A 14,830-nucleotide genomic window follows, 5' to 3' on the forward strand; every position below is an offset into this window, starting at 1 on the left:
CTGGAGAGCCGGGCCGACGCCCTGGAATCCGGCTGACACCCCCTAGGGGAGGTCGCGGCGGACCAGGGCCTGGTGGATCGGCTCCCCGGTGGTTCGGGCGTAGGCCAGCCGTTCCCGTACCTCGTGGAGTGTGCGGGGGCGGTAGCCGGGGCCTCCACAGCAGCTCTTGTGGAACCGCACCCCCGCGTGCAGCAGCACGGAGAGCACCCGCCACCCCGCCGTGTCCCGGCGGGGAGGCGGCGCGAAGGCGGACCCCACATGGATCATCGACCGTGCGCAGCGCGGGCACAGCCGGTCGTAGGCACCGAGGTAGGGCTGCTTGTACGACGCCCGGCACGGCAGGCACACATACGAGGTCTTCGCGTGAGGCATGCGCTCAGGCTAAATGCCCGAGTACTGGCGAGCGACGAGATTTCCGGGGCGCCACCGCGGGTTCGCCGTTCAGGGCGTGCGGCCGCGCGTGCGCCGGCGGTGGCCCCTGACGTCGGCGCGGGTGATGTGGCCCGTGGGGCGCTGGGACTCGCCGAGCCAGAGGTGGGGGACGTGGCTGCGGACCGCGTCGACCACCGGCGGCTGGTTGGGGGCGGTGAGGGTGACGCGGTGGCGCAGGCGGGGGAGGCCCGGGTGCAGGGGCTCCTCGTCGCGGACCAGGCCCCACAGGACCGGGTCGTCCCGGTCGATGGGGCCGTTGGGGTACAGCTCCAGGGAGTAGATCTTCCCGTTGCGCCCGAACTCGCTCCAGTAGAGGGCGATTCCGGCGAGGCCGTTCCAGGGGATGACGTTCCGGGCGTCCCCCTTTTCGAACCAGAGGCCCGTGTGGTCGATGAGGATCCGGCTGCGGCGGTTCGCCCAGAAGCCCACGAAGAGGATGACTCCGAGGACACCGAGGGCCACCATGAACGCGAGCCCCACGAACCCGCTGACGGTGGACTCTCCCTTCTGCTGCCCCGTGGCGACCAGGACGGCACCGAAGCTGCCGACACCGCCGATGGCCATGAGGACGATGGAGCAGGGGAGCCCGGTCATGGCGCTGCGGCGCCCGATGCGTATGACCGTGGCGTTCCGCGCGGGGGAGGGCGTGTGCGGCGACGACATGGTGCGTGAGCTTAGTTGGCCCTGATGCCCGGCCCCACGGAGGGCCGGGCATCCCGCGGACGAGGAATCAGACGGTGAGCAGGGCCTTGATGGCGCGGCGCTCGTCCATGGCCCGGTACGCCTCGGCGGCCTCGTCGAGCGGGACGGTGAGGTCGAAGACCTTGCCGGGGTTGATCTTCCGCTGCCAGATCAGGTCGATCAGCTCGGGCAGGTACTGGCGTACCGGGGCCGGGCCGCCGACCAAGTGGACCTGGGAGAAGAAGAGTTCCGCGCCGTTGAGGGAGACGTCGTGGTTGACGCCCACGAAGCCGACGTGTCCGCCGGAGCGGGTGCTCCGGATGGCCTGCTCCATGGACTCCTGGGTGCCGACCGCCTCGACGACGGAGTGGGCGCCCAGACCGCCGGTCAGCTCCTTGATCTTCGCCGCGCCGGCGTCGCCGCGTTCGGTGACGATGTCGGTGGCGCCGAACTCGCGGGCGAGCCGCTGGCGCGGCTCATGGCGGCTCATCGCGATGATCCGCTCCGCGCCGAGCTGCCGCGCGGCCAGGACGGCGAGCAGGCCGACCGCGCCGTCGCCGACGACCGCGACCGTCTTGCCCGGCCCGGCCTGGGCGGCCACCGCGCCGAACCATCCGGTGCCCAGCACGTCGGAGGCGGCCAGCAGGCTCGGGATCAGATCGGCGTCGGGCGTGCCCGGCAGGGGGACGAGGGTGCCGTCGGCGTGGGGGATCAGGGCGCGTTCGGACTGGGTGCCGACCTCGGCCATGAACACGCGGTGGACGCAGGAGGAGGGGTAGCCGGAGCGGCAGATCTCGCAGGTGCCGCAGGAGGCGACGAACGAGCCGAGGACGAACTGTCCGGGCTCGACGTTCTCGACCTCGCTGCCCACCTCCTCCACGACGCCCACGTACTCGTGCCCCATCGGCACGGGACCGTCGACGGAGTCGATACCGCGGTAGGGCCACAGGTCGGAGCCGCAGACGCAGGCCGCCGACAGCCGGATGATCGCATCCGTCGGGGCGGTGATCTTCGGGTCGGCGACCTCCTCCACCCGGACGTCGCCGGGAGCGTGCAGGACAGCAGCGCGCATGAGGGTTACTCCTAAGGATCAGTGAATAAGGTGGTTCAGGTGTTTTCGGGGTGTGCGGCGGCCGCACGGGCGACGACCGCGCCCGTGGGTCCCGCCGATCGGCGTCGTTGGACGACGGCGATCGCGATCGTGGGGATCAGCGTGAGCGCGGCGATGGCGGTGCCCACGGCGGCGGGACCCGTGACTCCCAGCGGCGAACCGAGAGCGAGCCCGGCGATCCAGGAGCCGACGGCGGTGCCGAGGTTGAACGCCGACACGGTCAGCGCGGACCCCAGGGTGGGGGCCCGGCCCGCGAAGCGGACGCCCAGGGAGATCAGCACCGGGTTGGCGCCCAGCCCGAACAGCCCCAGCAGCGCGACCAGCGCGATCGTGGGCGCGGCGTAACCGGACAGCAGGCAGATCGCCGCCAGCAGGACCGTGGTCGCCGCGGCGGCCACGATCGTCGTCGCGTACGGACGGTGGTCTCCCAGACGGCCTCCCACCAGGAAGCCCGCCAGCGCGCCGACACCGAAGCCGCCCAGGACCAGCGGCACCAGACCGGCGGCCAGCTGGGCCCGGTCGGTCAGCAGCGGCGAGACGTAGGTGTACGTCGAGAGCACACCGCCGGTCGTGGTCGCGCAGGCCGCCAGCGCCAGCCACAGGCGCCCCGAGCGCAGAGCGGACAGCTCGGTACGGACCGAGACCGCCTCGTGCACGGAGGCATCGCGCGGAACGTGGCGGCCGATGAGCGCCATGGCGGCCACCACGAGGGCGGCGAGCGCCCAGAACGGTCCCCGCCACCCCATGAGCTGCCCGGCGAAGGCGCCGAGCGGCACACCGACGACATTGGCGAGCATCGCACCGGCACCCACGACGCCCAGGGCGCGGGAGCCCGCGGCGGGACCGGCGGCACGGGAAGCCACCACGTTGGCCACGGCCCAGAACGCGCCGGTCGCCAGCGCCGTCAGGAACCGCGCCGCCAGCAGCACCGCGAAGCCGGTGCCGAGCGCCACGACGACATGCCCGGCCGCGAACACGCCCAGGGCCAGGACCAGCGTCGACCGTCTGGGCAGCCGCAGCGTCAGCATCGCCATCAGCGGCGCGCCGACGATCATCCCGACCGCGAAGACCGTGATCAGCAGCCCGGCCCGCGCCACGCTGATCCGTACATCGCCCGCGATCTCCGGCAGCAGGCCCGCCACCACGAACTCGGTCGTGCCCATCAGGAACGTGCCCAGGGCGAGCACGTACACGACGAGCGGAAGCCGGGTGGGCGGATTCTCGCGGTCACCGACGTCTCGTACGTCGGCGGGGGCGTGGAGGGTTCCTCCTCGCGTGGTCATACATCGTCTCCGCAGCGGATCGAACTTCATGGTGCGCACCCCACGAAACCCCTCCTGTCGCAGGCGTGGGAGGCCGCGTTTATGGGGGGTACAAGCTCAACCCCCCTCCGCCGGGATCCGGGCCGTAGCGTGGAAGGCATGGAACACCGCTCCGACAACCGCGCCGACATCCGTGACTTCCTCTCCCGTCGGCGCGCCCAGCTCACCCCGGAGCAGGTCGGGCTGCCCACCAGCGCCCGGCGCCGGGTGCCCGGGCTGCGCCGCGAGGAGGTCGCGGTCCTCGCGGGGGTGAGCACGGAGTGGTACACCCGGCTGGAGAAGGGCCACATCAGCGGCGTGTCCGAGGACGTCCTCGACGCGGTGGCCCGCACCCTCCAGCTGAGCGAGGACGAACGCACCTACCTGTTCGACCTGGCCAAGGCCGCCCAGCCCAGGCCCGCGGCCCGGCGCCGCCGCAAGGCCGTCGAGGTCCCGCCCCGTGTCCAGTGGCTGCTCGACTCCATGACCCTGTCCGCGGCGTTCGTCAGCAACGGCCGCCTGGACATGGTGGCCACCAACGCGCTCGCCCGCGCCCTGTTCGCGCCGATGTTCCACAGCGACACCACGGACGAGCGCGGTCGCCCCAACTTCGCCCGGTTCTACTTCCTCGACCGCGGCTCACACGACTTCGTCGACAACTGGGACGACGGCGCCGAGATCACCGTCGCGCTGCTGCGTGCCGAGGCGGGGAGGTTCCCCAACGACAAGGCGCTGCGCGAGCTGGTCGGCGAACTGTCCACGGTCAGCGCCGAGTTCCGCACCCGGTGGGCCGCCCACAACGTGCGCATCCACCACGGCGGCGTCAAACGCTTCCACCACCCCGACGCGGGTCCCCTGGAACTCACCTACCAGCCGCTGAACCTGCCCATGTCCGCCCACGAGGCACACTCCCTGACCATCTACACCGCCGAGCCCGGCACCGCGGACGAGGACCGGCTCAAGCTCCTCGCCAGCTGGGCGGCGACCCGATCCGAGGCAGCGGGCTCTCCCGCGGACAGGGACCTCTAGGCGCTTCAGGGCCCGGGCCGTGGGTATGTGTTCCCGGAACGCCGCGCACCAGGAACCGCGCCCGCCCCATCGCTCACTCCGCTCCACGTGTCACCGTCGTGCACCGCCGCCGTACGCCATGCCACGCCACGGAGGAGATGTCCATGCGCCGTAGCTCAGGTCCAGTGGCCGCCGTGATCGCGTTCCTCACCTTCTTCGGGCTGCTGCTGCCCACCGGCGCCACCGCCGCCACCGATGCCAGGGCCGTCGGCCCGTTGCCGTCCGTCGTCCCGCGCCCGCAGGAGATGGCCCGGCTGGGCCCCGACGTCAGGGTGCCCGCCGAGGTGCGCGTGGTCTACGGCGACGGGGTGGACCAACCCACGCGCGAACTTGTCGCCTCCGTCTTACGCCGGGCCGGGGCGCGGCATCTGCGGGGCGGTTCCGGGCCGGGGCTGACGGTGACCGTCGGGCGGCTCGCCGACGCGCCGGTCGCGAAGGCGCTGCGGGCCGCCGGGGGCCGGGCGCCCGCGGAACTGCCAGCGGAGGGGTACGCGCTCGCCGCGCGCGGCCGCGCGGTGGCGCTCGCGGGCGCGGACGCCGACGGGACGTACTACGCGGCGCAGACGCTGCGTCAGCTGGTCACCGGCAGCCGAACCGGCAGGGCGATCGCCTCGGTGGCGGTCGTGGACCATCCGCTGATGCCGCTGCGCGGGGTGATCGAGGGGTTCTACGGAAGCCCGTGGACCCACGCCGAGCGCATGGACCAGCTGGCGTTCTACGGGGACGTCAAGATGAACACGTACGTCTACGCGCCCAAGGACGACCCGTACCACCGGGAGAAGTGGCGCGAGCCGTACCCGGCCGACAAGCTCGCCCAGCTCGGTGAGCTGGTCCGGCAGGCCATCGGCCACCACGTACGGTTCACCTTCGCGCTGTCCCCCGGCAATTCCCTCTGCTACAGCGATCCCGCCGAGTTCACGGCGCTCCAGGCCAAGCTGGGGGCGCTGTACGACCTCGGGGTGCGCAGCTTCTCGGTGCCGCTGGACGACATCAGCTACACCCGGTGGAACTGCGCCGCCGACCGCGCCGCCTACGGCGAGCCCTCGCAGCGGGCCGCGGGCGAGGCGCAGGCCGATCTGCTGAACCGGGTGCAGAAGGAGTTCCTGGACACCCGCGAGGGCACCGCACCGCTCCAGACGGTGCCGACCGAGTACGGCGACGTCACCGATACCGCGTACAAGAAGGCCCTGCGCGAGCGGCTGGACCCGCGGGTCGAGGTCATGTGGACCGGCACCGATGTGGTGCCGCCGCGGATCACCGTGGCCGACGCCACGCGGGCCGCCGGGGTGTGGGGGCGCAAGGTGTTCGTCTGGGACAACTACCCCGTCAACGACTACGGCCAGGCCGAGGGCCGACTGCTGCTCGCCCCGTACGACGCCCGGGAGTCCGGTCTGCACCAGCAGCTCTCCGGTCTGGTCCTCAACCCGATGAACCAGGCCGCCGCCAGCAAGGTCGCCCTGTTCGGCGGGGCGGACTTCGCGTGGAACGACACCGCGTACGACCCGGACCGCACCTGGCGGACCGCCGCCGCGTATCTGGCCGGGGACGATCCGGACGCGGCCACCGTGTCCGCGCTGCTCGCCTTCTTCGACACCCAGCACCTCGCGCCCACCTTCGGTGACGAACCCTGGCAGCCCCAGGCGCCCGAACTGGCCGCCCGGCTGGCCCGGTTCCGCACCGACTGGGACGCCGGACGGCAGCGGGCGGCGCTGAACGCCCTGCGCCCCTCCGCGGCGCTGCTGGCCACCGCGCCGGCCACCATCAGGGCGGACGTGGCCGACCGCGGCTTCGTGGCGGACTCCGCGCCCTGGCTGGACGCGCTGGCGCTGTGGGGCCGCGCGTACGTACGCACCCTGGACGCGCTGGGCGCCCGGCTCGACGGCGACACCCAGCGGGCGCGGCGGTGGTTCGCCGAGGCGTCTTCGCTGGCCGCGCGGGCGGGGCGGATCCGCACCATCCCGGGCGAGACCCGCCCCGAGGGCCCGGTCCGCGTCGCCGACGGAGTGCTCGACACCTTCATCGCGGCCGCGCCCGGACTCGGGGGCCGCCTGCCGGCGATGAGTTCCGCCGGGCCGCGAGTCTCTACTGGTGAGCACCGGAGCACGCCGTACGCTGCCCGGCACGAGACACCGCGGAGGACACCATGACGACCACGCCCGGGCAACGCGAGCAGCGACCTCCCCGGCAAGCCGCCCGTCGTCGACCTGGCCACCTGGCAGGCGGCGCGGGCGGACCTGCTGGTCCGCGAGAAGGCGCACACCCGGGAGGGCGACGCGATCGCCGCGGCCCGGCGGCGGCTGCCGATGGTCGAGCTGGACGGCACGGTCGAGGTCACCGGCACCGACGGGCGGCCGGTCCCGTTCCTCGACCTGTTCCAGGGCCGCGACGAACTCGTGGTCTACCAGCACATGTGGTACGACGGCGCACCGCACCAGGGGCAGTGCGAGGGCTGCACCACCACGGCCTGGCATGTGCGGGACGCCGTCTACCTCAACGCCCGGGGCGTCTCGTTCGCCGTCCTGACCTCGGGCCCGTGGGACGAGGTGGCTCGCTACGTGGAGTTCATGGGCTACACCCAGCCCTGGTACTCGGTGCGGGGCGTGGAGGCGCCGGTCGGCGGCGAGATGGGGCACCTCGCGTGTTTCCTGCGCGACGGCGACCGGGTGTTCCTCACCTACTCCACGACGGGCCGTGGCAACGAGCGGGTCAACGGCTCCCTCGGCCTGCTCGACATGACGCCCTACGGTCGCGGGGAAGCATGGGAGGACAACCCCGAGGGCCGGTCCGTGATCGGCGATGTCCGCGAGGGGCACCCGGCCGTGGGCGGTCAGGCGTGCTGGTCCTGGCGCACGGACGCCGACGGGAACGCCACCTGGGGACCGACCAGCCGTCCCGTACCGCAGTGGACCCGCCCCGGCGCGACCCCCGTGGAGACCCTCGGACGGCAGGGCGACCACCACTGACCCCCGGCTCTCAGAGGGACACGGGAAGTGCGGACAGACAGCGGCTCCGCGGTGAGACGAACCACCGCAGCTCGTCCGGGGAACCGATCAGCGATACGTCGGGGAACCGCCGCAGCAACGAGGTCACCGCGACGCTGTTCTCCAGCCGGGCCAGCGCCGCGCCGGGGCAGTAGTGGGGCCCGTGCCCGAAGGCGAGATGCGGGTTGTCCTTCCGGTGGGGGTCGAAGACTGACGGATCCTCGAAGCGCTCCGGGGCGCGGTTGGCCGACGCCCAGGAGAGCCAGACGCGGTCCCCGGTCGCCACGTCGGTGCCCCCGATCCGCAGGTCGTGGGTGGCGAAGCGGCGAACCGCGAGCATGGTGGGCGAGTTCCAGCGCAGTGCCTCCTCGGTCAGCGCGTGCGGGGGCAGTTCCCCGGAGGCGAAGGCGGCCCGGTGCGCCGGGTGGGTGAGCAGCGCCATGACGGTGGTGGCGATCAGGCTTCCGGTGTTGTGGTAGCCGCCGAAGAGCAGCAGGAAGGCCATGGCCACCAGCTCGTCGGCGCTGAGCCGGTCGTCGTTCTCCTGGGCGAGGACGAGTTCCGACAGGAGGTCGTCCGCGGGGTGTTCCCGCTTGCGGTCGATCAGGGTGACGAGGAAGCGATGCATGTGCCGCATGGCTTCCCGGGACTGCTGGGCGGCTCGGGGATCCGGGCTGAGCAGGGTGTTCGTCCACTCCCGGAAGTCGGGCCTGCTGCCCGGGGGAATGCCGAGCACACGGCAGATGACCTCCATGGACAGCGGCATGGCGAAGTCGGCCACGACATCGGCGCGTGGGCGGGACGCCATCCGGTGCAGGAGCTGGTCGGTGATCTCCTGGACGTCGTCGCGCAGCAGCCGGGTGCGGCGGGCGGTGAACGCTCCGTTCACCAGCCGCCGGAGCCGGGCGTGGTCCGCGGCGTCCCTGTTGAGAAGGTGACTGTCCAGTTCGGGCGGCAGGGACGCCCCGTCCCGGCCGCCCGTCCGGGCATGCCGCTTGTCGAGCGACAGCGCGGGGTTCATGGCCGCGTCGCGCACCTGCTGGTATCCGGTGACGAGATGGAGTGGGGCACCGTCCGCCGCGACGGCCCGGTGGACGGTGCCGTCACGCCTCAGGGCCGTGTAGGAGGCGTGCGGATCCGAGAAGAAGCGCTCGTCGAGGAGGACGGGATCCGGTAAGGACGACATGTGGGGGCTCCGTGGGTGTCACGTGGTGTCGGTCATGATCGTGCCACGAACGCCGTCGTCGGCGAGGCGGACTTGATCATGGCCCGGCATCGCGTGGCACGGTTGCAGCTCCGGATCACACACAGGATCACACCGGATCACCAACGGGATCGTTCAGGAGCGGCATGGACATCGGCGTCTTCATCCCCATCGGCAACAACGGCTGGCTCATCTCGAAGAGTTCTCCGCAGTACATGCCGTCCTTCGAGCTGAACAAGGCCATCGTGCAGAAGGCCGAGGAGCACGGTCTCGACTTCGCCCTGTCGATGATCAAACTCAAGGGGTTCGGCGGCGAGACCGAGTTCTGGGACCACTGCCTGGAGTCGTTCACGCTGATGGCGGGCCTGGCCGCGGTGACGGAGCGGATCAAGCTGTACGCCTCGACACCGATCCTCGCCCTGCACCCGGCGATCACCGCGCGCATGGCCACGACGGTCGACTCGATCGCCCCCGGCCGGTTCGGCGTCAACATCGTCACCGGCTGGGCGCCCGGCGAGTACTCCCAGATGGGCCTGTGGCCCGGGGACGACCACTTCGGCAACCGCTACGACCGGGCCGCGGAGTACGTCACCGTGATGAAGGAGCTGTGGCACGACGGGGTCAGCAACTTCAAGGGCGAGTTCTACACCCTGGACGACTGTGTGCTGTCCCCCGGTCCGGCGAACGGCCACATCGACATCGTCGCCGCCGGGCAGAGCAACACCGGCATGAAGTTCTCCGCCGAGCACGCCGAGTACAACTTCATCCTGGGAAGCGGCGTCAACACCCCGCTCGCGCTCTCGGACACCACGGCCACCCTCGTGGAGGCGGCGCGCGAGACCGGCCGCGACGTCGGAGCCCTCTCGCTGTTCATGGTCATCGCGGACGAGACCGACGAGGCCGCCCAGGCGAAGTGGAAGGACTACCACGACAACGCCGACCACGCGGCGCTGGCGTACATGGCGGGGGAGACGGCCACGGACACGACCTCCGAAGGCTCCTCGACCGCCAGGACCATCTCGCTGCCCGAGGGCGCCGTGAACTTCAACATGGGCACGCTCGTCGGCTCGTACGAAACCGTCGCGGCGATGCTCGACGAGGTCGCCGGGGTCACCGGCACCAAGGGGATCATGCTGGTGTTCGACGACTTCCTCGAGGGCATCGAGAACTTCGGTACGCGCATCCAGCCGCTGATGCGGTCCCGGTCGTGACCAGGGCAGGGCGAGAATGACCGCGGCGGTGTCGTTCTGGTCATCCCCGGACTCCCGGTTTCCAGCAAGGTCGTGATGCCTGAGCTGTCCATCGGGAGATCGGTCATCACCCCGCTGATCCGGGGTTCTTGCGCTGGTTGGCATAGAAGCGCGCCTTCTTCTGACGATTCCCGCACGTGTTCATGTCACACCATTTGCGGGTGCGACTCTGGCTGGTGTCGAAGAAGGCGGCTTGGCAGGTCGGTGACGCGCACAAGGCCAATTTCCCGTCTCGTTCGCCCGCGATGATGCTGATCGCGTCGGCGGCGATCACGCTGAGGGCATCTTCCACGCAGGAAGCCGGGCTGAGCCGCCATCGCCGCTCACCCTCGGGCGTCAGGATCGCCGCGGCCCGACCCTGAACGCTGTAGTCATTGATGACCTGGACAGCGGACGCAGGGAGAGCGTCCTGGAGCGCGGCCGCTGTCGCGGCGGCGTGAATCGACTCCCTCAGTTCCCGGGCGAGGTCGAGCTGGGCAGTGGTGCAGGACGCCACGGCGAGGTCGTTCACCGCCAGCCAGTCGACCAGTCGGTGCGGCGTGGGAATGCGCTCCACAGCGTCGCCATGCCGCTCCGAGAGGGTCCCCGTGAAGCTGGTCGCGAGCACCTTGCCGAGGCGGAAGTCAGGAAATCCAGCACGCATGGAACCACCTTAGGGGGTTGCGGCGTGGCTCGGAGCACTGCTAGAACCGTCTTAGGCGGTTCCACGATGGCCAGGAGGTCTCATGCCCCGTCTGACCAGTGACGTTCAAGCGTTTGAAGCCCACGCGCCTGACGCTGACCTCGACGATCTGCGCGCGCGACTGGCCGCGGCGCGACTACCGGAGGCTGAGACGGTCTCTCGCGCCGCGCCCGGCCCTCGCCGATGGGAACAGGGCGTTCCGCTCGCCGACCTCGTCGATGTCGTGCACTACTGGCGCACCGGATACAACTGGCGGTCGTTCGAGGAGCGCCTCAACCGGATCGGCCAGTTCCGCACGACCATCGATGATCTGGGAATCCACTTCCTGCACCGCCGGTCCGCGCGCGCGGATGCCACTCCTCTGCTCTTGACGCACGGCTGGCCGGACAGCATTGTCCGCTTCATCGATGTGGTGGACGAGCTGGCCGATCCGAAAGACGCGGGCACGCCGGCGTTCCACGTCGTGGTCCCGTCGCTCCCAGGCTTTGGGTACAGCGACAAGCCGGCCACCACCGGGTGGGGAACCGAAAAGATCGCGGCCGCGTGGGTGGAGCTGATGGGAAGGCTCGGCTACAGCGAGTTCGCAGCCCACGGCGGTGACTGGGGAGGCAATATCACCACGGTCCTCGGCGGCAGGTTCCCGGCCCACGTTCTCGGCATCCACACGACGTTCGCGGAGGGACCGCCCGGGCTGACGACGGACGGGCTGACGGCGGTCGAGCGCAAGTGGGCCGAGGGAACCCGCGATTTCTGGCGCCACCGCGCGGCGTACGCGAAGCAGCAGGCGACCCGGCCGCAGACCATCGGCTACTCGCTCGTCGACTCACCGGTCGGGCTTCTCGCCTGGATCCTTGACAAGTTCGCCGAGTGGTCGGACACCGAAGACAGCCCGTTCGAGACGATTTCCAGAGACCGCATTCTCGACGACGTCACCCTGTATTGGCTGACGCGGACCGGCGCGTCGTCGGCCCGCATTTACTACGAAAGCCACAACGCGCTCGATCCCGAACTTCGGGTCGACGTCCCGTCGGCCATCACCATGTATCCCCGCGACGTCGAGAAGTGTCCGCGCCCCTGGGCACAGGAGCGGTACCGGCAGATCGTCCGATGGAGTTCGCCCGAAAGCGGGGGGCATTTCCCGTCGCTGGAGGTTCCCGGGTATTTCGTCAAGGACCTGCAAGAGGGCCTCGGGGCAGTGCTGGCCGCGCATCGGTAAAAATGGCTTGCCGGTCATGGCGCGGTGACAAGAGAATGCCGGATCATGGGACATCTGGAGGCCGCGCATCTCGCCTACTTCCTGCCGGACGGGCGGTTGCTGCTCGGCGACGTCTCCTTCCGGGTGGGCGAAGGCACCGTTGCCGCCCTGGTGGGGCCGAACGGAGCGGGCAAGACCACACTGCTGCGGCTTCTCTCCCGCGAGGCGGAACCCCATGAGGGGACGGTGACCGTCAGCGGCTCACTGGGCGTGATGCCGCAGTTCGTCGGTTCCGTGCGGGATGAGCGGACGGTGCGGGACCTGCTGGTCTCGGTGGCGCGGCCCGCGCTGCGGCAGGCCGCCCGAGCGGTCGACGAGGCGGAACTCGCGGTCATGGAGCGGGACGACGAGGCGGCCCAGATGGGTTACGCCCAAGCGCTCAGCGACTGGGCCGAGGCGCGTGGCTACGAGGCCGAGACCCTCTGGGACATGTGCACCATGGCGGCGCTCGGGGTGCCGTACGAGAAGGCGCAGTGGCGCGCGGTCCGCACGCTCAGCGGGGGCGAGCAGAAGCGACTGGTGCTGGAGGCGCTGCTGCGGGGCCCCGACGAGGTCCTGCTGCTCGACGAGCCGGACAACTACCTGGATGTGCCGGGCAAGCAGTGGCTGGAGGAGCGGCTCCGGGAGACACCCAAGACCGTGCTGTTCATCAGCCACGACCGGGAACTGCTGTCCCGCGCGGCCGAGCGGATCGTCAGTGTCGAGCCCAGCCCGGCGGGCAGCGACGTATGGGTCCACGGCGCCGGTTTCGCCACGTATCACACGGCCCGGGACGAGCGGTTCGCACGGTTCGAGGAACTGCGGCGGCGCTGGGACGAGAAACTCGCCCAGCTGAAGCGTCTGGTGCTGGACATGCAGCGGTACGCGGCGCGAAGCGATGAGATGGCGTCGCGCTATCAGGCGGCGAAGACCCGGCTGCGGAAGTTCCAGGAGGCGGGCCCGCCTCCGGAGCCACCCCGCAAGCAGGACATCACGATGCGGCTGGCGGGCGGGCGCACCGGGGTCCGGGCGCTGACCTGCCGGGGGCTGGAACTGGAAGGGCTGATGCGCCCCTTCGACCTGGAGGTCTTCTATGGCGAGCGGGTGGCCGTCCTGGGGTCCAACGGATCGGGCAAATCCCACTTCCTGCGGCTCCTGGCCGGTGAGGACGTCGCCCACCGGGGGGAGTGGAAACTGGGCGCGCGCGTCGTGCCCGGCCACTTCGCGCAGACCCATGCGCGCCCCGAGCTGACCGGCCGCACCCTCGTCGAGATCCTGTGGACCGACCATGCCCGGGACCGGGGCCGGGCGATGAGCGCCCTGCGGCGGTATGAGATGGAACGCCAGGGCGACCAGCTCTTCGACCGTCTCTCGGGCGGCCAGCAGGCCCGTTTCCAGATCCTGCTGCTCGAATTGTCCGGGACGACCGCGCTGCTGCTGGACGAGCCGACCGACAACCTGGACCTGGAGTCGGCGGAAGCGCTTCAGGAGGGTCTGGAGGCGTACGAGGGCACGGTGCTGGCGGTCACCCACGACCGCTGGTTCGCGCGCTCCTTCGACCGCTTCCTGGTCTTCGGCTCGGACGGCGTCATCCGCGAGACGGCGGAGCCGGTGTGGGACGAGCGCCGTGTCGACCGGCTCCGCTGACACGGACTCAAACGGACTTACACGAAGGCGCTCCGGCCGGTGATCGACTTTCCGACGATCAGGGTGTTCATCTCACGGGTGCCCTCGAAGGAGTAGATGGCCTCGGCGTCGGCGAAGAACCTGGCGATGTCGTGGTCCAGCAGGATTCCGTTGCCGCCGAACACCTCCCGGCTCCAGGCCACGACCTCCCGCATCCGGGCGGTGACGAACGCCTTGGCGAGGGCGGAGTGTTCGTCGTGGAAGATGCCCGCGTCCTGCATCCGGGCGAGCTGCACGAGCATGCCCCAGGACGCGGTGATGTTGCCCAGGCTCTTGACCAGCAGGTCCTGCACCAGCTGGAAGCCACCGATCGGGCGGCCGAACTGGTGGCGCTCCCGGGCGTAGTCCAGCGCCAGTTCGTAGGCGCCGACCATCACGCCCAGCGCCTGCCACGCCACTCCGCCCCGGGTGGCGCGCAGGATCTCCGCGACGTCCCGGAAGGAGCCGATGTTCTGGAGGCGGTCGGCCTCCGGCACCCGGACGTCGGTCAGGGTGATCTCGGCGTTCTCCACGATCCGGAAGGCGAGCTTGTTCTCGATCTTCACCGGGCTGAAGCCGGGCGTGCCCTTCTCGACGACGAAGCCCTTGACGTGGTTGTCGTCGACGTCCCGGGCCCACACCACGACGTAGTCGGCGAAGGTCGCGTTGCCGATCCACTTCTTGGCGCCGTTCAGGACCCAGGTGCCGCCCTCGCGCCGGGCGGTGGTGCGCATGCCGCCCGCGACATCGGAGCCGCCGAGCGGCTCGGTCATGGCGAACGCGCCGATCTTGTCCATCGCGGCCATCGCCGGAAGCCAGCGGTCGCGCTGCTCCTGGTCGCCGCCCGCGTGGATGGAGTACATCGCCAGGCCATTGTGGACGCCGAAGAAGGTGGACACCGAGGCGTCGGTGCGGGCCGTCTCCAGGGCGAGCATGCCGGACAGGAGGTTGCTGACAGCGGGGCGGTGCGCGCCGTAGCCCTCGTAGGGAAGTCCGGCGAGGCCGCTGTCGCGGAACAGGGCGATCAGCTCCCGCGGGAACTCGCCCCGCGCCCAGCTCTCGTTCACCAGCGGCTTGACCCGGTCGCGCATGAGGGAGCGGGCCGTGAGGAGGAGCTTGCGCTCCTCGTCCGGCAGCAGCGACTCGTAGTGGTAGAAGTCGGCGGTCAGTTCGTCGGCGATCGGTCCGACGGCCGACGGCTGCACGGTGGTGGTCATCTCG

At 70.8% G+C, this 14,830-nt stretch carries 13 protein-coding genes; 6 read left to right on the forward strand and 7 right to left on the reverse strand.

Features of this window, described 5'->3' with window-relative positions; all coding sequences use genetic code 11:
• Positions 1 to 42 precede the first annotated feature (42 nt).
• From SSOG_RS38725 to SSOG_RS38740, 4 genes are all read right to left on the reverse strand, one after another.
• On the reverse strand, positions 43 to 372 hold the full coding sequence (locus SSOG_RS38725; RefSeq protein WP_009719768.1) for a hypothetical protein: 330 nt from the start codon (positions 370 to 372) through the stop codon (positions 43 to 45).
• A gap of 69 nt (positions 373 to 441) precedes the next feature.
• A complete protein-coding gene (locus tag SSOG_RS38730) occupies positions 442 to 1,095 on the reverse strand; it encodes a hypothetical protein (protein ID WP_009719769.1) in 654 nt (217 codons plus the stop codon).
• 67 nt (positions 1,096 to 1,162) lie between these two features.
• Entirely contained in the window at positions 1,163 to 2,185 is a 1,023-nt protein-coding gene (locus SSOG_RS38735) for a zinc-dependent alcohol dehydrogenase family protein (RefSeq protein WP_009719770.1), read from the reverse strand.
• 35 nt (positions 2,186 to 2,220) lie between these two features.
• Positions 2,221 to 3,507 (reverse strand): MFS transporter, encoded by a 1,287-nt coding sequence (locus SSOG_RS38740; RefSeq protein WP_078510510.1) that lies wholly within the window; start codon positions 3,505 to 3,507, stop codon positions 2,221 to 2,223.
• Between the two features lie 138 nt (positions 3,508 to 3,645).
• Here SSOG_RS38740 and SSOG_RS38745 point away from each other — a divergent pair, with 138 nt between their 5' ends.
• From SSOG_RS38745 to SSOG_RS38755, 3 genes are all read left to right on the forward strand, one after another.
• Positions 3,646 to 4,554, forward strand: a complete 909-nt coding sequence (locus tag SSOG_RS38745) for a helix-turn-helix transcriptional regulator (RefSeq protein ID WP_009719772.1) — start codon at positions 3,646 to 3,648, stop codon at positions 4,552 to 4,554.
• A 137-nt stretch (positions 4,555 to 4,691) separates the two neighbouring features.
• Complete coding sequence (locus SSOG_RS38750) at positions 4,692 to 6,740, forward strand: glycoside hydrolase family 84 protein (RefSeq protein ID WP_009719773.1); 2,049 nt, start codon at positions 4,692 to 4,694, stop codon at positions 6,738 to 6,740.
• 57 nt (positions 6,741 to 6,797) lie between these two features.
• Positions 6,798 to 7,556, forward strand: coding sequence for a DUF899 family protein (locus SSOG_RS38755; RefSeq protein WP_050800107.1), 759 nt, complete (start codon positions 6,798 to 6,800; stop codon positions 7,554 to 7,556).
• Between the two features lie 10 nt (positions 7,557 to 7,566).
• Here the strand turns inward: SSOG_RS38755 and SSOG_RS38760 are convergent, their stop codons facing one another.
• The gene (locus SSOG_RS38760) at positions 7,567 to 8,760 is read right to left on the reverse strand and encodes a cytochrome P450 family protein (protein ID WP_009719775.1); all 1,194 of its coding nucleotides are present in this window, start codon (positions 8,758 to 8,760) and stop codon (positions 7,567 to 7,569) included.
• 164 nt (positions 8,761 to 8,924) lie between these two features.
• Between SSOG_RS38760 and rutA the strand changes: the two genes are divergently transcribed.
• Complete coding sequence (rutA, locus tag SSOG_RS38765) at positions 8,925 to 9,989, forward strand: pyrimidine utilization protein A (RefSeq protein WP_009719776.1); 1,065 nt, start codon at positions 8,925 to 8,927, stop codon at positions 9,987 to 9,989.
• Positions 9,990 to 10,095: 106 nt separating this feature from the next.
• On the opposite strand, the gene SSOG_RS38770 is transcribed toward rutA, so the two are convergent.
• Positions 10,096 to 10,671, reverse strand: coding sequence for a CGNR zinc finger domain-containing protein (locus tag SSOG_RS38770; RefSeq protein ID WP_009719777.1), 576 nt, complete (start codon positions 10,669 to 10,671; stop codon positions 10,096 to 10,098).
• 82 nt (positions 10,672 to 10,753) lie between these two features.
• Between SSOG_RS38770 and SSOG_RS38775 the strand changes: the two genes are divergently transcribed.
• Both SSOG_RS38775 and SSOG_RS38780 read left to right on the forward strand, forming a co-directional pair.
• Positions 10,754 to 11,926 carry an epoxide hydrolase family protein gene (locus SSOG_RS38775; RefSeq protein ID WP_009719778.1) on the forward strand — a complete coding sequence of 391 codons (1,173 nt, stop codon included), beginning with the start codon at positions 10,754 to 10,756 and terminating at the stop codon, positions 11,924 to 11,926.
• A gap of 45 nt (positions 11,927 to 11,971) precedes the next feature.
• Positions 11,972 to 13,591, forward strand: coding sequence for an ABC-F family ATP-binding cassette domain-containing protein (locus SSOG_RS38780; protein WP_009719779.1), 1,620 nt, complete (start codon positions 11,972 to 11,974; stop codon positions 13,589 to 13,591).
• 17 nt (positions 13,592 to 13,608) lie between these two features.
• On the opposite strand, the gene SSOG_RS38785 is transcribed toward SSOG_RS38780, so the two are convergent.
• Complete coding sequence (locus SSOG_RS38785) at positions 13,609 to 14,826, reverse strand: acyl-CoA dehydrogenase family protein (RefSeq protein ID WP_009719780.1); 1,218 nt, start codon at positions 14,824 to 14,826, stop codon at positions 13,609 to 13,611.
• Between the last annotated feature and the right edge of the window lie 4 nt (positions 14,827 to 14,830).

Origin of the sequence: Streptomyces himastatinicus ATCC 53653 (assembly GCF_000158915.1) — a bacterium.
Taxonomy (GTDB): Bacteria; Actinomycetota; Actinomycetes; order Streptomycetales; family Streptomycetaceae; genus Streptomyces; species Streptomyces himastatinicus.